Source organism: Streptomyces sp. HUAS 31 (genome assembly GCF_028198125.1).
GTDB classification, from domain to species: domain Bacteria; phylum Actinomycetota; class Actinomycetes; order Streptomycetales; family Streptomycetaceae; genus Streptomyces; species Streptomyces chartreusis.
In genome coordinates this window covers 1393007-1411595 of sequence record NZ_CP116353.1, presented here as the reverse complement: position 1 = coordinate 1411595, position 18589 = coordinate 1393007, and the positions used below count along the sequence as shown (strand labels likewise).

Annotated in this window: 20 protein-coding genes; 9 read left to right on the top strand and 11 right to left on the bottom strand. The window is 71.5% G+C overall.

The window, feature by feature from the left end; translation table 11 throughout:
• Window positions 1-31 precede the first annotated feature (31 nt).
• The 3 genes from PGH47_RS05995 to PGH47_RS05985 form a co-directional block, all read right to left on the bottom strand.
• On the bottom strand, window positions 32-1057 hold the full coding sequence (locus tag PGH47_RS05995) for a 6-phosphofructokinase (protein WP_125524395.1): 1026 nt from the start codon (window positions 1055-1057) through the stop codon (window positions 32-34).
• 169 nt (window positions 1058-1226) lie between these two features.
• Entirely contained in the window at window positions 1227-1955 is a 729-nt protein-coding gene (locus tag PGH47_RS05990; protein WP_030967222.1) for a type 1 glutamine amidotransferase, read from the bottom strand.
• A 24-nt stretch (window positions 1956-1979) separates the two neighbouring features.
• Entirely contained in the window at window positions 1980-3218 is a 1239-nt protein-coding gene (locus PGH47_RS05985; RefSeq protein ID WP_030967221.1) for a MurT ligase domain-containing protein, read from the bottom strand.
• 111 nt (window positions 3219-3329) lie between these two features.
• Here PGH47_RS05985 and def point away from each other — a divergent pair, with 111 nt between their 5' ends.
• Window positions 3330-3869, top strand: coding sequence for a peptide deformylase (gene def / locus PGH47_RS05980; RefSeq protein ID WP_271662582.1), 540 nt, complete (start codon window positions 3330-3332; stop codon window positions 3867-3869).
• Window positions 3870-3888: 19 nt separating this feature from the next.
• Here def and PGH47_RS05975 read toward each other — a convergent pair whose 3' ends face one another.
• Window positions 3889-4533, bottom strand: a complete 645-nt coding sequence (locus tag PGH47_RS05975; protein WP_125524392.1) for a TetR family transcriptional regulator — start codon at window positions 4531-4533, stop codon at window positions 3889-3891.
• A gap of 185 nt (window positions 4534-4718) precedes the next feature.
• Between PGH47_RS05975 and PGH47_RS05970 the strand changes: the two genes are divergently transcribed.
• Together PGH47_RS05970 and PGH47_RS05965 are read left to right on the top strand one after the other, a co-directional pair.
• Window positions 4719-5945 (top strand): acyl-CoA dehydrogenase family protein, encoded by a 1227-nt coding sequence (locus PGH47_RS05970; protein WP_271662581.1) that lies wholly within the window; start codon window positions 4719-4721, stop codon window positions 5943-5945.
• A 31-nt stretch (window positions 5946-5976) separates the two neighbouring features.
• Complete coding sequence (locus PGH47_RS05965) at window positions 5977-6582, top strand: transcriptional regulator (RefSeq protein WP_271662580.1); 606 nt, start codon at window positions 5977-5979, stop codon at window positions 6580-6582.
• On the opposite strand, the gene PGH47_RS05960 is transcribed toward PGH47_RS05965, so the two are convergent.
• From PGH47_RS05960 to PGH47_RS05940, 5 genes are all read right to left on the bottom strand, one after another.
• Window positions 6572-6808, bottom strand: a complete 237-nt coding sequence (locus PGH47_RS05960; protein ID WP_030967216.1) for a DUF6213 family protein — start codon at window positions 6806-6808, stop codon at window positions 6572-6574. The genes PGH47_RS05965 and PGH47_RS05960 overlap by 11 nt on opposite strands.
• Window positions 6809-6833: 25 nt before the next feature.
• A complete protein-coding gene (locus PGH47_RS05955; protein WP_271662579.1) occupies window positions 6834-8228 on the bottom strand; it encodes an NADP-dependent succinic semialdehyde dehydrogenase in 1395 nt (464 codons plus the stop codon).
• 76 nt (window positions 8229-8304) lie between these two features.
• Window positions 8305-8778: an NUDIX domain-containing protein gene (locus PGH47_RS05950; RefSeq protein WP_271662578.1), complete on the bottom strand. Its 474-nt coding sequence runs from the start codon at window positions 8776-8778 to the stop codon at window positions 8305-8307.
• Window positions 8775-10313 carry an ATP-dependent DNA ligase gene (locus tag PGH47_RS05945; RefSeq protein WP_271662577.1) on the bottom strand — a complete coding sequence of 513 codons (1539 nt, stop codon included), beginning with the start codon at window positions 10311-10313 and terminating at the stop codon, window positions 8775-8777. Before PGH47_RS05945 ends, PGH47_RS05950 begins: the two co-directional genes overlap by 4 nt.
• A 143-nt stretch (window positions 10314-10456) precedes the next feature.
• Window positions 10457-11398, bottom strand: a complete 942-nt coding sequence (locus PGH47_RS05940) for an NAD(P)/FAD-dependent oxidoreductase (protein WP_271662576.1) — start codon at window positions 11396-11398, stop codon at window positions 10457-10459.
• Window positions 11399-11474: 76 nt separating this feature from the next.
• Between PGH47_RS05940 and PGH47_RS05935 the strand changes: the two genes are divergently transcribed.
• From PGH47_RS05935 to PGH47_RS05910, 6 genes are all read left to right on the top strand, one after another.
• Entirely contained in the window at window positions 11475-12047 is a 573-nt protein-coding gene (locus PGH47_RS05935) for a helix-turn-helix domain-containing protein (RefSeq protein ID WP_107912025.1), read from the top strand.
• Window positions 12048-12151: 104 nt separating this feature from the next.
• Window positions 12152-13129 (top strand): NADPH:quinone oxidoreductase family protein, encoded by a 978-nt coding sequence (locus PGH47_RS05930; protein ID WP_271662575.1) that lies wholly within the window; start codon window positions 12152-12154, stop codon window positions 13127-13129.
• Window positions 13126-14307 carry an acyl-CoA dehydrogenase family protein gene (locus PGH47_RS05925; RefSeq protein WP_271662574.1) on the top strand — a complete coding sequence of 394 codons (1182 nt, stop codon included), beginning with the start codon at window positions 13126-13128 and terminating at the stop codon, window positions 14305-14307. The genes PGH47_RS05930 and PGH47_RS05925 overlap by 4 nt, the downstream gene beginning before the upstream one ends.
• Window positions 14304-15380: an acyl-CoA dehydrogenase family protein gene (locus tag PGH47_RS05920; protein WP_271662573.1), complete on the top strand. Its 1077-nt coding sequence runs from the start codon at window positions 14304-14306 to the stop codon at window positions 15378-15380. Before PGH47_RS05925 ends, PGH47_RS05920 begins: the two co-directional genes overlap by 4 nt.
• Window positions 15381-15566: 186 nt before the next feature.
• Window positions 15567-16430, top strand: a complete 864-nt coding sequence (locus tag PGH47_RS05915) for a phosphatidylinositol-specific phospholipase C/glycerophosphodiester phosphodiesterase family protein (protein WP_271662572.1) — start codon at window positions 15567-15569, stop codon at window positions 16428-16430.
• Between the two features lie 230 nt (window positions 16431-16660).
• On the top strand, window positions 16661-16855 hold the full coding sequence (locus PGH47_RS05910) for a hypothetical protein (RefSeq protein ID WP_107912016.1): 195 nt from the start codon (window positions 16661-16663) through the stop codon (window positions 16853-16855).
• A 16-nt stretch (window positions 16856-16871) separates the two neighbouring features.
• On the opposite strand, the gene PGH47_RS05905 is transcribed toward PGH47_RS05910, so the two are convergent.
• Both PGH47_RS05905 and PGH47_RS05900 read right to left on the bottom strand, forming a co-directional pair.
• Window positions 16872-18110, bottom strand: coding sequence for a phosphodiester glycosidase family protein (locus PGH47_RS05905; protein WP_271662571.1), 1239 nt, complete (start codon window positions 18108-18110; stop codon window positions 16872-16874).
• 76 nt (window positions 18111-18186) lie between these two features.
• Window positions 18187-18546: a DUF779 domain-containing protein gene (locus PGH47_RS05900; protein ID WP_271662570.1), complete on the bottom strand. Its 360-nt coding sequence runs from the start codon at window positions 18544-18546 to the stop codon at window positions 18187-18189.
• Window positions 18547-18589 lie beyond the last annotated feature (43 nt).

Below are 18589 nucleotides of genomic sequence, written 5' to 3'. Positions count from 1 at the left end.
CCAACGACCGGGGGCAGCTACAGCACGCCCCTTACAGCACGCACTCAGCCTCTTCGTACCGATCCTCCGGCACCGTCTTCAGCGTCTCCACGGCCTCGGCCAGGGGCACCATCACGATGTCCGTCCCCTGGAGCGCCGTCATGTGCCCGAACTCCCCCCGGTGCACGGCCTCCACCGCGTGCCACCCGAACCGGGTGGCCAGCACCCGGTCGTACGCCGTGGGCGTCCCACCGCGCTGCACATGCCCGAGGATCACCGGCCGCGCCTCCTTGCCGAGCCGCTCCTCCAGCTCGATCGACAGCTGGCGGGCGATCCCGGCGAACCGCTCGTGGCCGTAGATGTCCTTGCCGCCCTCGTCGAACGCCATGCTCCCGGGCCGGGGCTTGGCCCCCTCCGCCGCGACGACGATCGCGAACCGCTTGCCCGCCTGGAACCGCTCGCCGACGACCCGGGTCAACTCGTCGATGTCGAAGGGCCGTTCCGGTACGACGACGGCGTGCGCGCCGGCCGCCATGCCGGAGTGCAGCGCGATCCAGCCGGTGTGCCGCCCCATGACCTCGACCACCAGCACCCGCTGATGGGACTCGGCGGTGGTCTTGAGCCGGTCCAGCGCCTCGGTCGCCACGGTCACCGCCGTGTCGAAGCCGAAGGTGACGTCGGTGACGGCGATGTCGTTGTCGATGGTCTTGGGCACACCCACCACGGGCAGGCCGCTGTCCGACATCAGGCGGGCCGCCTTGAGCGTGCCCTCACCGCCGATCGGGATGATCGCGTCGAGGCCGAGCTCCTCGACATGGCCCTTGGCCCGCTCCACACCGTCCCGAAGATGGGACGGCTGGACCCGGGAGGAACCGAGAATCGTGCCGCCGCGGGCGAGGATGCCGCCCACCGCGTCGAGGTCGAGCTTGAGGTAGTCGCACTCCAGGAGGCCCTTCCAGCCGTCCCGGAAGCCGATGACCTCGTCGCCGTGGTCGACGACGGCACGGTGCACGACGGACCGGATGACGGCGTTCAGGCCGGGGCAGTCGCCGCCGGACGTGAGGACACCAATGCGCATAGCCCGAAAAACCTTCTCAACGTGGGCCGGGACCGGACCACGCTGTCCGGCTCGAATCCCCGCCACCCTAGCGGCATCAGGGGGCGGGGCCGAACCGTGCGTCCGCCTGCTGGACGACCCCGCTCACCTGTGCGGACGTGCCGTCAGACGGGCTGTCGAGCGACCCGGATCAGGCGGGCTGCTGCGCGGCCGCGATGCGCTCGTTGCGCAGCGCCTCGTACCACCGGTCGTCGGTCGGCGGCAGCGCGTTCACGTCGAGCGCCAGCTTCAGCAGCAGGTCCGCGATCAGCGGGTTGCGGGCGAGCACGGGGCCGTGCATGTACGTACCGAAGACGGTCTCGTTGTACGCGCCCTCCGTGCCGTCGCCCGTGCCGTTGCCGTTGCCGAGGCGGACCTGGGCGAAGGGGCGGGCGGTCGGGCCGAGGTGGGTGACGCCCTGGTGGTTCTCGAAGCCGGTCAGCGGCGGCAGACCGAGGCGCGGGTCGATGTCGGCGAGCACGTCACCGACGCACCGGGCGCCCTCGCCGCGCACGGACACGACGTCGATCAGCCCGAGGCCGGGCTCGCGCTGACCGAGGTCGTTGATGAACTCGTGGCCGAGGATCTGGTAGCCGGCGCAGACGGAGAACACGATGGCGCCGTTCTCCACGGCCCGGTGCAGACCGCCGTCCCGGCGCAGCCGCTCGGCCGCCAGTCGCTGCGGACGGTCCTCACCGCCGCCGATCAGATAGATGTCGCCGGACGTCGGGATCGGCTGGTCGCTGCGCACGTCGAGGCGGGCCACGTCGAGGCCGCGCTGGCGGGCACGGCGCTCCACGACGAGGACGTTGCCCTGGTCGCCGTAGGTGCTGAGCAGGTCCGGGTAGATCCAGACGACCCGCAGTTGGTTGTCGCTCACTTAAGTCCCCTGAAGTCTCTTGGCTCAGTTGCCGACCCGGCGGCGCAGGTCCTGGAACGCGGTGTAGTTGGCGATGACCTCGATCCGGCCCGGCGGGCACTTCTGCACCGCCTGGTCGAGGTTCTCGCACACCTGGAACTGCTGGTTCGCGACCTCCAGGCGCACCGCGAGGTCGAGCCTGCGGTCGCCGATGACGCAGATCGGGTGCCCGGTCAGCCGCGTGTAGTCGACGTCCCACAGCCAGGAGGTGTCGGTGCCGTCGGCGCCGCGCGCGTTGACGGAGAGGATCACCGGGGTCGGCGGCGGGTCGATGAGGGAGAAAGTCTCCAGCCAGCCGGCCGGGTTCTTGGCCAGCAGCAGCCGCAGGTCCCGCCCCTCGAACTGCACGACGTCATAGCGCCCGGCGACGGCCTGCACCTGGTACATGCGCTCCAGCGCGACCTGCGGCGGCACCCCGAACACGGCGGCGACGGCGGCCGAGGAGGTGGCGTTGGCCTTGTTGGCGCGCCCCGGCAGCTGGAGGTTGATCGGCCAGGCCGAGCCGTGCGGGTCCAGGACATGGTCGCCGGAGAGCGCCCAGCTGGGCGTCGGGCGCCGGAAGCCGCACTCGCCGCAGAACCAGTCGTCGCCCGGCCGCTGCATCACACCGCCGCAGGACGGGCACGACCAGGCGTCGTCCTTCCACATCTGCCCGGCGGCGACCCAGATCACATTGGGGGACGACGACGCGGCCCACACGACCAGCGGGTCGTCCGCGTTGGCCACGATCACGGCCTTCGAACCCGTCAGCCCCTCGCGCCAGTTCTCGGCGAGCATCCGGGTCTCGGCGGCCCGGTCCAGCTGGTCGCGCGACAGGTTGAGCAGCGCGATGCACTTGGGGTCCGTGTCCCGGGCGACGCCGGCGAGGTACTTCTCGTCGACCTCGATGACGCCGTAGCGGGCTTCCGAGCCGCCGGCGAGCGCCGAGGTGATGCCCGCGGGCATGTTGGCGCCCAGTGCGTTCGAAACGACCGGCCCGGCGGCCCGCAGGGCCTCCGCGATCAGCCGGGTCGTGGTGGTCTTGCCGTTGGTCGCCGACACCAGAACCACGTCCAGGTTCTGTGCGAGCCTGGCGAGGAGGTCGGGGTCGAGTTTGAGCGCCACCCGGCCGCCGATCACCGAACCGCTGCCGCGCCCTGCGGCGCGCGATGCCGCCGCGACCGCCTTGCCCGCGGTCACGGCGATCTTGGCCCGCGGCGTGAGCGGGTCCGAGTTGCCTGCCATCAGTTCTCGATCCTCCTTGCGTACGCGCCGCGCTTCTGCCCTACGGCAACGTGGTGGTGGTCAGCCTATCGAGATCCATTCGCACTCCCGAATCGCCGTACCCTTGCGGCCATGCGCAACGCCTCCATTCCGGGCACTCACGGACGTGTTCGGCCCCTGACCCTGCTCGGAAACCCCGTTCTGCACACCCCTTGCGAGGAGGTCACCGACTTCGGTCCGGAACTGGCGAGGCTCGTGGACGACTTGTTCGCCACGATGTACGCCGCGCAGGGCGTGGGCCTCGCCGCCAACCAGGTGGGGGAGTCGCTGCGGGTCTTCGTCTACGACTGTCCCGACGACGAGGACGTACGACACCTCGGTCATGTGGTGAACCCTCGGCTGGTGGAGGCGGACGGTGTGGTGATCCGCGGCCCCGAGGGCTGCCTGTCCCTGCCGGGCCTGGAGGCCGGGACCAAGCGGTACGACCACGCGGTGGTCGAGGGTTTCACGATGACCGGGGAGCCGGTGACGATCCACGGGACGGGTTTCTTCGCGCGCTGCCTTCAGCACGAGTGCGACCACTTGGAGGGGAAGGTGTACGCGGACCGCGTCGGCGGATGGCGCCACCGCCGCCTGATGCGCCAGGTGGCGCGAGCTCCTTGGCGCCGGTGACTGCGGTGCCGTCAGGGGTTCAGAACCCCGGACCGCCCATCCTGTCCCCCGCCGCGGCGAGCCGCCCCCACAACAGGTCGGCCAGACTCCGCACCAACTCCGTCCGGGAGCACGGCCGTTCCCCCAGCCACCAGTCCCCGGCGGCATGCATCATTCCGACTATCCCGTGCCCCCACACCCGGGCCAGCTGCTGGCTCCCCGGCCCGAGGTCCAGGCGCTCCTCGATGACGGTCGCCAGTTCCTCGCCCATCGTGCGGAGCAGCGGCATCGAGTGCTTGCCGACGTCGAATCCCTGATCCGCCGTCTGGCCCCCCTCGGTCGGATGCATCAGGAACCGGTACACCTGAGGCCGGGCCTCGATCGCGGCGAGGTAGGTGTCCAGCGTCGCCTCGACCCGCTCACGGCGATCCGCGGGAGCGTCCAGCGCGGCCCGCAGCGAGTCCAGCAGCGCATCGGTGTGACGCTTGGCCAACGCGGCGTAAAGTCCGCTCTTGTCGCCGAAGTGCCGATAGAGAATCGGCTTCGTGATACCCGCCTCGGCCGCGATCGCGTTCATCGAGGCCTGGGGACCGTCGCGCAGCACCACCCTGTCGGCGGCCTCCAGCAGCTCGCGCCGACGGCGGTCGGCGGACCGTTGCTGGTCGGTCCGCTGTGTGGTGTCCATGAGCTCTCCCCACCCGTGCTTATTCGCTGACGCCTGCGCAAACTAACACTCAACCTGCCACAACCATCGAACGGGCTGCCGATCCGGCGTCGCGAGTTGACTTCACCTACTGGCAAGTAACAAACTAGGGTTACCGCAAGTAACAAGCATGCGCCAAGCCATGCACGTACGCCGCTGGAGGGGACATGGCCGAGTTCACCATGGAGCTCAACGACGAACAGAAGGAGGTCCGGGACTGGCTGCACGGTTTCGCAGCCGATGTGATCCGCCCCGCGGCCGCCGAATGGGACGAGCGTGAGGAGACTCCCTGGCCGGTCATCCAGGAAGCCGCGAAGGTCGGCATCTACTCACTCGACTTCTACGCCCAGCAGTACTTCGACCAGACGGGCCTCGGCATCCCGATGGCCATGGAGGAACTGTTCTGGGGCGATGCCGGCATCGCCCTGTCGATCGTCGGCACCGGTCTCGCCGCCGTAGGCGTCCTCGCCAACGGCACCGAGGAGCAGATCGGCACCTGGGTGCCCCAGATGTACGGCGACGCCAACGACGTCAAGCTCGCCGCCTTCTGCTCCTCCGAGCCCGACGCCGGCTCCGACGTGGCCTCGATGCGCACGCGTGCCGTCTACGACGAGGCCAAGGACGAGTGGGTGATCAACGGCACGAAGACCTGGGCGACCAACGGCGGCATCGCCAACGTCCATGTGGTCGTCGCGGTCGTCGACGCCGAGCTCGGCTCCAAGGGCCACGCGTCCTTCATCGTGCCGCCGAACACGCCGGGCCTCTCCCAGGGCCAGAAGTTCAAGAAGCACGGCATCCGGGCCTCGCACACCGCCGAGGTCATCCTGGACAACGTCCGCGTGCCGGGCTCCTGCCTGCTCGGCGGCAAGGCGAAGCTGGACGAGCGGCTGGCGCGGGCCCGCGAGCGGGCCAAGGCCGGTGGCGAGCGGGTGAAGAACGCGGCGATGGCCACGTTCGAGGCATCCCGGCCGGCCGTCGGCGCCATGGCGGTCGGTACCGCCCGTGCCGCGTACGAGGTCGCCCTCGACTACGCGATGACGCGCGAGCAGTTCGGGCGCCCGATCATCGACAACCAGGGCGTGGCCTTCCAGCTGGCGGAGATGCGGACCCAGATCGACGCGGCGCGGCTGCTGGTGTGGCGGGCGTCCTGGATGGCGATCAACGGCAAGCCGTTCACGGCGGCCGAGGGATCGATGTCGAAGCTGTTCGCGAGCGAGACGTCCAAGAAGGTCACCGCTCAGGCCATACAGATCCTGGGCGGCAACGGCTACACGCGGGAGTACCCCGTGGAGCGGATGCACCGCGACAGCGCGATCTACACGATCTTCGAGGGGACGAGCGAGATCCAGCGGCTGGTGATCGCCCGGACGTTGTCGGGTATGTCGATCCGGTAGGCGCCGCAGGGGTTTCTGATGGAGGACGTCGATGACGGACAACCCGCTTGTGCCGCTGATCGCCCGGGGAGAGGCCGGTCTCGGCACCCTCGGAGCGCTCGCGCTCGAACAGAGCCGGGTGATCCCGGCAGACCGTCTCGCCTTCCTCCATCTGGCCCGACGGGCCACGCCCGACGCTCCCGAGTCCGCCGCCTTCTTCACCTTCCTGGCCGAGGGGGAGGTACTGGCGGGGGAGCGCCTTGGGGCTTTCGCGGCGGCGTGCGGTGTGACGCAGGCGCAGTCGGCCGCCTACGAACCCCTCCCGGGCTGCCAGGGATACCCCGCGTACGTGGCCTGGCTGGCCCTGAACGCCGAACCGGCCGAGGCCGTGTTCGCGCTGACGGCCAACTTCGCGGCCTGGGGCGGCTACTGCGCGGCGATCGCCGAGGCCCTGCGCACCCGGTACGGCTTCAAGGATGAGGCCTGCGCCTTCTTCGACTTCTTCGCGGAACCGTCCCCGGAACTGGACCGGCTGGCGCGTGCGGCACTGGAGGCAGGTGGACCGAACGAGCCACGAGCCAACAGGTACGCGCGCTTGCTCCAGTCCTACGAGGACCAGTTCTGGTCGACGCTGAGCGCACTCACCCCTACGGCGTAGTCCCACTGCTGTGGGCGATGCACGCCACGTCGATCCGGTCGGCGAGCTTGGCCAGCTCGATGGTCAGCGCGGCCACCGTGTCCTCGTCGAGCCCCTCCTCCCCGGCCTCGACAAGGTGCAGCCACCGACCACCCACGGTACGCAGCAGCTTGCTCACATCGGCGGCAGCAACCTGCAAGGTCCCCCGGTCATCGACGATCAGCGGCAGAGTAACTTCGCGATTCACACACGGGATCGTAGCTGCGCGGTGCTCACGCACCCTGCCAAACCGTAGTGATGTTGCAGAACTCGCGGATTCCGTGCCCGGACAGCTCACGGCCGAATCCGGACCGCTTCACTCCGCCGAACGGGAACGCCGGATGGGACGCCGTCATCCCATTGACGTACACGCTCCCGGCCTCCAGGTCACGTACGAACCGGTCGACCTCGGCCTCGTCACGGGTCCACACGTTCGAACTCAGTCCGAAGGGCGAGTCGTTCGCGATCAGCACGGCCTCGTCCAGGTCGCTCGCCCGGTACAGCGTGGCGACCGGGCCGAAGGCCTCCTCGCGGTGGATCCGCATCTCGCGGGTGATGTCGGACAGGACGGTGGGCGGGTAGTACCAGCCCGGCAGCTCGGGGCGGCGCAGCCGGTGGCCGCCGCACAGCACGGTCGCCCCGCTGCGCTTGGCGTCGTCGACCAGTTCCTCCAGGTCCGCGCGCCCCTGCTCGCTGGAGAGCGGGCCGACGTCCGTCTCGTCCAGCATCGGGTCGCCGACCACCAGCGCCTTCATGCCCTCGACGAAGCGGTCGGCGAAGGCGTCGTAGACGTCCCTGTGCACGATGAAGCGCTTGGCGGCGATGCAGGACTGCCCGTTGTTCTGCACCCGCGCGGTCACCGCGATCTGCGCGGCGCGGTCGATGTCGGCGGACGGCATGACGACGTAGGGGTCGCTGCCGCCCAGCTCCAGCACCGTCTTCTTGATCATCTCCCCGGCCGTGGAGGCGACCGCGCGGCCCGCGGGCTCGCTGCCGGTCAGCGTCGCGGCCTTCACACGCTCGTCGCGCAGGATGTCGTCGACCTGGCCGGCGCCGATCAGCAGAGTCTGGAAGCAGCCCTCGGTGTAGCCCGCGCGGTGGAACAGGTCCTCGATGTAGAGGGCGGTCTGGGGCACGTTCGAGGAGTGCTTCAGCAGGCCGACATTGCCCGCCATCAGCGCCGGCGCCGCGAAGCGCATCACCTGCCAGAGCGGGAAGTTCCACGGCATGACCGCGAGGACCGGACCGAGCGGGCGGTAGCGCACCCGTACCCGTGAGGCGCCCGAGTCCTTCACGTCGGAGTCGGCCGGTTCCTCGTCGGCGAGCAGGCCCTCGGCGCGTTCGGCGTACCAGCGCATTGCCTTGGCGCACTTCGCGGCCTCCGCGCGGGCCTGCTTGATGGGCTTGCCCATCTCGGTGGTCATGACCCGGGCGATGTCCTCCTGGTCGGCGTCCAGGAGATTCGCGGCCTGGATCAGCAGGCGGCCCCGGTCTACGAAGGTCGTGGTCCGGTACGTGCGGAACGTGGCCTCGGCGAGCTGGAGCCTGCGCTCGATCTCCTCCTCGCCCATGGCCTCGTACGTCTTGAGCGTCTCGCCGTTCGCCGGGTTGACCGTCGCGATGGGCATGACCGACCTCCTGGGAGCGGGCTGTTGCTTCGACCTTCCCGCGCCGCGGTGGCTACCGCAACGCGTGTGGGGCCGCTCAGGCCGAGTGCTCCGCCAGCCGGTCGAGAAACGCGGCCTGGGCCTTGACGACGACCTCGCGCGCCCGGTCGAGGTCCAGCCATTGCACCCGGTCCAGCTCGGGGAACTCCTGGGTACGGCCCGAGCGCGGCGGCCACTCCATCCGGAAGGTGCCGGGGACGACCGTCGCCGGGTCGAGGTCGGCCTCGATCGCCCAGACCGTGACGATCTTGCCGCCCGTCTGTCTGACCTCGCCGAGGGGCAGGGCCTCCCCGTCCGGCGGCGGCAGTCCCAGTTCCTCCTGGAACTCGCGGCGGGCCGCGTCCCAGGCGGGCTCGTCGGGCTCGTACTCGCCCTTGGGGACCGTCCAGGCCCCCGCGTCGCGCTTGGCGAAGAACGGGCCGCCCATATGGCCGAGCAGCACCTCGAGGCCGGCGTCGGTGCGGCGGAACAGCAGCAGCCCGGCGCTGCGCCGCTCGCGGGCCGGCGTCACGGCCGCACCTCCGGGTGGGCGGCCAGCAGGGTGTCCACCGTGTCGGCCTCCTCGGGCCTCTTGTCCTCGCGGTAGCGGACCACGCGGGCGAAGCGGAGGGTTACGCCGGCCGGGTAGCGGGTGGAGCGCTGCAGGCCGTCGTAGGCGATCTCGACGACGAGTTCCGGGCGTACGGTCACCACCCAGTCGTCGCTGCGGACGGCGAGCTCCTGGAGTCGCTCGGTCTGCCAGGCCAGCATCGCGTCGGTCATGCCCTTGAAGGTCTTGCCGAGCATGGCGAAGCCGCCGTCCGCCGTGCGCGCCCCCAGGTGCAGGTTGGAGAGCTTGCCGGTCCTGCGGCCGTGGCCCCATTCGGCGGCCAGCACCACCAGGTCGAGGGTGTGCACGGGCTTGACCTTCAGCCAGGAGGCGCCGCGCCGGCCCGCGCTGTAGGGGGCGTCGAGGGCCTTGACGACCACGCCCTCGTGGCCGCGCTCCAGGGTCTCGGCGAGGAAGCCCTCGGCCAGCGGGAGGTCCTCGGGGCCGGACACCAGCGCACGGCGCACCCGCATCGGCTCGGGGACCAGGCGGGCCAGCTCCGCGTGGCGCTCGGTGAACGGCAGGTCGAGCAGGTCGTGGCCGTCGACGGACAGGGCGTCGAAGAAGACGGGGGAGACGGGGACCTCCGCGGCGGCCGTCGCCACGTCCACGCGGGAGCCGACGCGGCCGGCGGTCTCCTGGAAGGAGCGGGGGCGGCCGGTGTCGTCGAAGGCGATGACCTCGCCGTCCAGGATGAAACGCTCGCCCCTCAACTCCAGAGCGGCGGCAGTCACTTCGGGCAGGCGGTCGGTTATGTCGTCGAGGGTGCGGGTGTAGAGCCGTACCGAGTCGCCGTCGCGGTGGACCTGGACGCGGATGCCGTCGAGCTTCTCCTCGACCGCGCACGCGCCGAGCTTGTCGACCGCCTCCGACACCGCGGACGCGGTGTGCGCCAGCATCGGCAGCACCGGGCGGCCCACGGTGAGCCGGAACCGCTCCAGCGACGCGGGCCCGTCCGCGAGCAGTGCCCGAGCCACGTCCTGGAGGGAACCGGCGAGCATCACGGCCCGCCGCACGTCCGCCGGCGGTGCCTCCGTCGCCCGGGCGAGGCCCTCCACGGCCACGGCGTCCAGGGCGCCCTGCCGCACCTCGCCGGTGATCAGCCCGAAGAGGAAGCGCTGCTCGTCCTCGGTCGCGGCGCCCATCAACTCACCCACCAGCCGGGCTCGTTCGGCCTGCGAGCCGGTGCCGGAGACCTTGCCGAGTTCGGTGAGCCGGGCGTCCACCTCGCGAACGGTGAGGGTCGGCTCGGCGGCCGGCGGGACCGGGCCGCTCAGCACCTTCCAGCCGATGCCGATCCGGCCCTGCGGGAGGCGGCCCGCCAGATACGGGATGACGATCGGTACGTCGTCCGCCTCGGCGTCCCGGAAGAGCTCCGCCAGCAGAGCGATCTTCCGGGAGCGCGCCGAGGTCGCGGCGACCTCCTGGGACACACGGGCCAGCCGGGTCAGCAGCATGCAGCCATGGTGCGACGGGCTCCGCCGGTTTACACCCCGACGAGCTGGTTGTGTTTCGTCTGCGGGCGGGTCGTGGCTGGTCGCGCAGTTCCCCGCGCCCCTTCGGGGCGTTGCCGGACCGCAGATCAATTCGCCAGGCACCTTCAGTGAGAGGTCGCTGCGTCCAGGTCCGCCATCAGCAGTTCTCCGTTGATGAAGGCGCCCGCCCGGTAGCCGCCCGCCGCCGCGTTGATGACCTGCTCCGCGAAGCCCATCGCGTTGCCGGCCGCCCAGACGCCCGGTACGGAGGTCAGGCCCGTCGGGTCGACCACCGGGTAGGAGCCGAAGGGGGTCTCCTGGAACTCGGCACCGAGCTTCTCCAGGAGGCCGGTCTGCGGTACCGCGCGGGGGGCCGTGAAGACGACCTCGCGCGCGTGCACCGTGCCGTCCGCCAGCCGCACCCCCGTCAGCCGATCGCCCTCGATCACCAGCTCGGCCACCTCACCCGGGACCACCTTCACGCCGGCCGCCGCCAGCCTGCGCAGGTCGTCGTCCGAGAGGTCGGACTCGGCGACCTCGTGCAGGAAGAAGGTCACGTCCTTCGACCACTGCGACACCATGAGCGCCTGGTGCACGCTCAGCGGGGTGGTCGCGAGCACACCGAAGGCCCGGTCGCGGACCTCCCAGCCGTGGCAGTACGGGCAGTGCAGCACGTCGTCGCCGAAGCGCTCGGCGACGCCGGGAACGTCGGGCAGCTCGTCCCTGAGGCCGGTGGCGACGACCAGCCGCCGGGCCCGGACGCTGCGGCCGCTCGCCAGCGCCACGGTGAAGTCGCCGTCCCGGGTGACGTCGACCGCGCGGTCCCGGACCAGCTCGACGCCGTACCGCGCGATCTCCTCACGCCCCACGGCCAGGAAGTCCGCGGGCGACATGCCGTCGCGGGACAGGTAGCCGTGCATATGGGCGGCGGGCGCGTTGCGTGGCTCGCCGGCGTCGACGACCAGGGTTCGGCGCCGGGCGCGGCCCAGGACCAGAGCGGCGGACAGGCCGGCCGCGCCGCCTCCGACGACTACGACCTCGTAACTCTCGGTGTGCTTCTCGGTCATGGTGACCACCTCCACCACGACAGTCGCCCCGCGGCGCGGGATTGACAAATCAACTTGCCGATTCTGCAATACAGAGATGAGTACCGACGACGTTCTCGCCGAAGTGGGGCCACGGCTCAGGAGGCTGCGCAAGGACCGGGACGTGACCCTCGCGGCGCTGTCCGAGACGACCGGGATCTCCGTGAGCACCCTGTCCCGGCTGGAGTCCGGCCTGCGCAAGCCCAGCCTGGAGCTGCTGCTGCCGATCGCGCAGGCGCACCAGGTGCCGCTGGACGAACTGGTCGGCGCGCCTCCGGTGGACGATCCGCGCGTGCGCTCCAAGCCGATCGAGCAGCACGGCCGCACCTTCTGGCCGCTCACCCGGCAGCCCGGAGGGCTCCAGGCCTTCAAGATCCTCGCGCCCCCGCGCAACGAGGAGCCGGAACAGCGGACCCACGAGGGCTACGAGTGGCTGTACGTGCTGTCCGGGCGGCTGCGGCTGCTGCTGGGCGAGCACGACCTGGTGCTGGAGCCGGGGGAGGCGGCGGAGTTCGACACCCGGGTGCCGCACTGGTTCGGGTCGACGGGGGAGGGGCCGGTGGAGTGCCTCAGCCTGTTCGGGCCGCAGGGGGAGCGCATGCATGTACGGGCGCGTCCCCGGAAGGCGTGACGGACGCGACTGTTCCCCGGCGGACTGTTCCCTGATCGGCAAGCGACCGCTTAGTATGCGAACCGACCCCGGTCAGACGAAGCAGTCCCCCGTGGAGGCCCCGCATGCAGGCATGGCAAGTGCACGAGAACGGCGAGCCGAGCGAGGTGATGCGTCTCGACGAGATCGACACGCCCACGCCCGGTGACGGCCAGGTCCTGCTGAAGGTGCGCGCCGCGAACATCAACTTCCCGGACGCGCTGCTGTGCCGGGGCCACTACCAGGTCCGGCCGCCGCTGCCGTTCACGCCGGGCGTGGAGATCTGCGGCGAGACCGAGGACGGGCGCCGCGTCATCGCCAACCCGGCCCTGCCCCACGGCGGCTTCGCCGAGTACGCCCTCGCGGACGCCGCCGCCGTCCTGCCCGCACCCGAGTCGCTGGACGACGCCGAGGCCGCCGCCCTGCACATCGGTTACCAGACCGGCTGGTTCGGCCTGCACCGCCGGGCCGGCCTGGAGGCCGGGGAGACCCTGCTCGTCCACGCTGCCGCGGGAGGGGTCGGCAGCGCGGCCGTGCAGCTCGGCAAGGCGGCCGGCGCGCGGGTCATCGGCGTCGTGGGCGGCGCCGACAAGGCGGCCGTGGCGCGGGAGCTCGGCTGCGACGTCGTCGTCGACCGGCGCTCCGAGGACGTCATCGGAGCCGTGAAGGAAGCCACCGGCGGCCGCGGCGCCGACGTCATCTACGACCCCGTCGGCGGCGAGGCGTACGAGCAGTCCGCCAAGGTCGTCGCCTTCGAGGGCCGGATCGTGGTCGTCGGCTTCGCGAGCGGACGGATCCCCAGCCCGGCGCTCAACCACGCCCTGGTGAAGAACTACTCGATCCTCGGCCTGCACTGGGGCCTGTACAACACCAAGAACCCGAAGCTGATCATGCACTGCCACGAGCAGCTCACCGAGCTGGCCGCCCGGGGCGCCATCAAGCCGCTGGTGAGCGAGCGCGTCCCGCTCGGCGGGGCGGCCGCCGCCGTGCAGCGCGTCGCCGACGGCGTCACCACGGGGCGCGTCGCCGTGATCCCGGGACTCACCGAAGGAGGAGCGGCATGACCGACGCCGCCGAACTGCGCCGACGTACGGCCGAGTTGCTGGCCGCGCATCCGCCGGCCACGGCCGACCGCCTGGACTTCCTGCGCGCCCGCTTCGACGCCGGACTCGCTTGGGTGCACTACCCCGAGGGCCTCGGCGGTCTCGGTGCGCCGCGCTCCCTCCAGGCCGTCGTGGACGCGGAGCTGGAGGCCGCCGGCGCACCCGACAACGAGCCGCGGCGCATCGGCATCGGCCTCGGCATGGCCGCGCCGACGATCCTCAAGTACGGCACCGAGGAGCAGAAGCAGCGCTATCTGCGACCCCTGTGGACCGGCGAGGAGGTCTGGTGCCAGCTCTTCAGCGAGCCCGGCGCCGGGTCCGACCTCGCGGCGCTCGGCACGCGCGCGGTCCGGGAGGGCGACCACTGGGTGGTCAACGGGCAGAAGGTGTGGACGTCCAGCGCCCACATCGCCCGCTGGGCCATCCTCATCGCCCGCACCGACCCGGACGTGCCCAAGCACGCCGGCATCACCTACTTCCTGTGCGACATGACCGACCCCGGGGTCGACGTCCGGCCGCTGCGCCAGATCACCGGCGAGGCCGAGTTCAACGAGGTGTTCCTGACCGACGTCCGCATTCCGGACTCCCGGCGCCTCGGCGAGATCGGCGACGGCTGGAAGGTCGCGCAGACCACCCTGAACAACGAACGCGTCGCCATCGGCGGCATGCGGCTGCCCCGCGAGGGCGGCATGATCGGCCCGGTCGCGAAGACCTGGCGCGAGCGGCCGGAACTGCGCACCCACGACCTCCACCAGCGGCTGCTGAAGCTGTGGGTCGAGTCCGAGGTCTCCCGCCTCGCCGCCGAACGGCTCCGCCAGCAGCTCGTCGCCGGCCAGCCCGGCCCCGAGGGCGCCGGCATGAAGCTCGCCTTCGCCCGGCTCAACCAGGAGATCAGCGGCCTGGAGGTCGAACTCCGCGGCGAGGAGGGCCTGTTGTACGACGACTGGACCATGCGCCGCCCTGAGCTCGTGGACTTCACCGGCCGTGACGCCGGCTACCGCTATCTGCGCTCCAAGGGCAACAGCATCGAGGGCGGGACCAGCGAGGTCCTGCTGAACATCGTCGCCGAACGCGTCCTCGGCCTGCCGGCCGAGCCGCGCACCGACAAGGACGTCGCCTGGAAGGACCTGTCCCGATGACCGATCTTCTCTACTCCGAGGAGGAAGAGGCGCTGCGGGCCGCCGTACGGGACCTGCTGAGCGACCACTGCGACGCGCCCGGTGTCATCGCGCGCACCGAGTCGGGCACCCCGCACGACCTGGCGGCGTGGAAGGCCCTCGCCGACGGCATGGGCCTGGCCGGGCTCCTGGTCCCGGAGGACCGGGGCGGCCAGGGTGCCACGCACCGCGAAGCCGCCGTCGTCCTGGAGGAGCTGGGCCGCGCGGTCGCCCCCGTGCCCTACCTGACGAGCGCTGTGGTCGCCACGGAGGCACTGCTGGTCTGCGACGCAGAGGGCGGTCTGCTCGCCGAGCTCGCCTCCGGGCGGCGCATCGGCGCCCTCGCCGTCGCGCTGAACGTCGCCCCCGGCGGCGCCTACAAGGTCGTACGGCATGAGGACGGCGCCCTGCACGGGGAGTTGACGGCCATCGCGGACGCCGCCGTCGCCGATGTGCTGCTGGTGCCCGCGGACGACGGCGGGCTGTACGCGGTCGACGCCGACGCCGTGTCCCTCACCCCGCAGGCGTCCCTGGACCTGACCCGGCCCGTCGCCACGGTCACCCTGGACGGTGCGCCCGGCCGGCTGCTGGGCGACGCCGAGCCCGCCGTACGACGCGCCCTGCGCACCGGCGCCGGACTGCTCGCCTCCGAGCAACTCGGGCTCGCCGAATGGACGTTGACCGAGACGGTCCGGTACCTGAAGGAACGCAAGCAGTTCAACCGTCCCGTCGGCGGCTTCCAGGCGCTCAAGCACCGGCTCGCCCAGCTGTGGCTGGAGGTCGTCAACCTGCGCGCCGCCGCCCGCAACGCCGCCGACGCGCTCTCGTCCGGCGAGGACGTCGATGTGGCGGTCGCCGTCGCACAGGCCTACGCGGCGCCCGTCGCCGTGCACGCCGCCGAGGAGGCCCTCCAGCTGCACGCCGGCATCGGGATGACCTGGGAGCACCCGGTGCATCTGTATCTGAAGCGCGCGAAGGCCGACTCGATCGCCTACGGCACCGCGGGCGCCCACCGCGAGGCACTGGCCGAAACCATCGACCTCCCGGCCCCCTGACGTACACCTGGACAAAGCCCGCGAGAAGCCCGCCCCACCTGGGGCGGGCTTTTTCGTGCGCCCCGCGCGGACGAAGTGAACGAGGGACGGCGGTCCGGCCAACTCCCCGCGAGAGCACTGCTGTTCGGGCCGTTCGGAATCGCATACTCGCAGCGGTTCCATCCGACCCTGTCAGGGAGGCAGAGCATGGCCCTCACCACCCGTCGCAGAGCCCTCACCACCCTCGGCGCCGCCCTCGCGGGCGCGGCCGCCCTGCCCGCCACGCAGGCGCTGGCCGGCGAACGAGGGCACGGCCCGCGCCCGTTGTGGCGGGCCCACGCCCACAACGACTACGAGCACCCGCGCCCCCTGCTCGACGCCCTCGACCACCGCTTCGGCAGCCTCGAGGCCGACATCTACCTCGTCGGCGACCAGCTCCTCGTGGCCCACGACCCCGAGGACCTCGACCCCCGGCGCACCCTGGAGTCCCTCTACCTCGACCCGCTGGCCGCCCGCGTCAAGGCCAACCACGGCTCCGTGTACCGGGGGCACCGCAGGCCGATCCAGCTGCTCATCGACATCAAGACCGAGGGCTCCTCGACGTACCTCGAACTCGACCGGCACCTGGCCCGCCACAAGCACCTGTTCACGACCTACGCCCACGGCCGGGTGTTCCAGGGCCCGGTGACCGCCGTGATCTCCGGCGACCGTGCCGCCCGTGCGCCGATGGAGGCGCAGAAGTTCCGCCGTGCCTTCTACGACGGCCGCCTCGCCGACCTCGGCACCTCCGCGCCCGCCTCCTTCGTCCCGCTGATCAGCGACAACTGGACGCTGAACTTCACCTGGCTCGGCGTGGGCGCCTTCCCGGACGCCGAACGGCGCAAGCTGCGCGGCATCGTGCGGGCGGCGCACTCGCGCGGTCAGAAGGTCCGCTTCTGGGCCACCCCGGACGTGGCGGGCCCCGCGCGCGACGCCCTGTGGGGCGAGCTGCTCGCCGCCGGCGTCGACTTCCTCAACACCGACGACCTCGCCGGTCTGGAGGCGTTCCTCGACGCCCACCGGACGGTCTAGGGCCTGTCCGGCGGATCATGCCGGCGTCGCGGGCTCTGGCCCGCTCGGCTTGGCCGGTCTGCTCTGCGTCTTTCAGCCGCCCTGATCCGCCGGACAGGCCCTGGCGGCGCATCGCGGAACACCACTCGTTCGGCGTACAGGTCAGCCGCACGGACGAACCCTCCGCTACGCCACACTTGCCGCCGAACGCCGTGAAACCGGGCAAGGCGGCGTGGCGGAGGAGGTTGACGATGGCCATTTCCATCTCTGTGGTGCTGCTGCTGTTCATCCTGGCGGTGATCTTCGTACGGAACGGCGGGCTGAAGATCACCCATGCGCTGGTGTGCCTGCTGCTCGGCTTCTACCTGGCCAGCACGAGCATGGCGCCCACCATCAACAGCGGCCTGACGGCCACGGCGGACATCGTGAGCAGTCTCAGACCGTGACCGTCAGGGGCGCCGGTCAGCGGGTCGAGAAGACGCCGATGCCGTTGGGTACGGGGCGTTCCCTGCCGTCGGACGGGTGGTTGCGCACGGACACCGTCGCCGCTCCCGGCTCGCGCGCGACCAGCGTCGAGGAGCCGCCGCCGTCCAGGCTGAAGGCGTCCACCGAGCCCAGGTCCCGCATCACGGAGGCGACCTCCGCGATGGTCAGACCGGTGCGGTACTCGGGCGCGCCGTCCAGCGCGAGCAGCACCAGACGCCGGCCGTGGTCCGCGATGCCCACGGCGGTGCGCACCGCCGAGGCCCGGTCGTCCAGGCCGGGCAGCGGCTGCCCGTCGTCGAGCACCGGATAGCCGCCGAGCGCGAAGAGGTACGGGATCCGGGACGACGACGCCACCAGCCGGTGCCGTACCGACACCGGCTCGCCGGTGAAGAACTTCCGCAGCTGCTGCGCGCCCGCCTCCCGGCCCACGAGCACGGTGGTGCCCGGGGCGATCGGGCCGCTGCCGGGGGCGTCGGCCGTCGACACGACCCGGCCGTGACGGACCGTCACCTCGTAGGTGTCCGTGCTGCACGGGGCCGCCCGGTCGGTGTCCGTGCCGCAGGTGGCGCGCACCCGGGAGACGCTGCCCCACTTGGACGTGAACGCCCCGATGGTGCCCACCGGCAGCGCGTACTGGTTGAGCCCGCCCAGCGGGAGGCGGCCCTCGGGGGTGCGGATGGAGCCGGACAGGCTCAGTCCGTCCATCCGGGCGCGGCGGTCCACGCCCACGCCGAACACGTCCTTGGTGCTCGTGCCGGGCGGCAGCGCGGGACCGAAGCGCTGTCCGTCGGGCACCGCCGCCTTCAGGGCCCGGCCGCTCGCGATCACCGGCCCCACGCTCGCGCCGGTCGCCTCGACGCCGGGGTGCTGGGTCTCGCTGATGTTGAAGAAGTCGCCGTTCACGCCCGCCACCGCACCCTGAGCGGTGGCCTGCTGGGAGACGGTCGTCCGCGCCGCCACCGCACCCGGGTACAGCAGATCGAGCCGGACGCGCGGATCGCGGAGGTCGACGGTGAGGACGTGCGCGTGCGCCGTGCCCTTCGCCGCCGGGATGTCGAACTCCTCGTAGCCGACACCCGGCGCGACCGGAACGGGCTGCTGCGCGGCGCCGGCCGGTGCCGCCCCCACCAGGGCCGCACCGGCCAGCGCGCCGAGTGCCGTGAACAGAGTGAGTGCCGCTCTCGCTGATGCGAATCGTCTCTGACGAAGCGTCACGTATCCCCCCTGAGGTCTCGTCAAATGTCGCAGGACTCAGGGGCAGTGCACCAGACGGCGATGACCGGCCGGGGATCTAGGCGCCGACTACGCGAGAACGGGTGAGGAAACGCACCCCCTCGGGTGCCTCCAGCGAGAAGCCGCTGCCCCGCCCCTCGACCACGTCGACGATCAGCCGGGTGTGGCTCCACACCTCGTACTGACTGCGCGACATCCAGAACGTCACGGGCTCCGCCACCCCCTCGACGTGCAGCTCCGCGAGCAGGACGTCCGAGTTGCCGGTCCGGAACTCGCCCTCCGGGTAGCACATGGGCGCGCTGCCGTCGCAGCAGCCGCCCGACTGGTGGAACATCAGCGGGCCGTGCGTGGCGCGCAGACGGCGCAGCAGCTCGGCGGCCGCGGGGGTGAGTTCGACACGCGGGGTCTCCTCATACATGGAGCAAGGGCAGCACGGGCAACGTTGCGAGAGGGTTGCACCC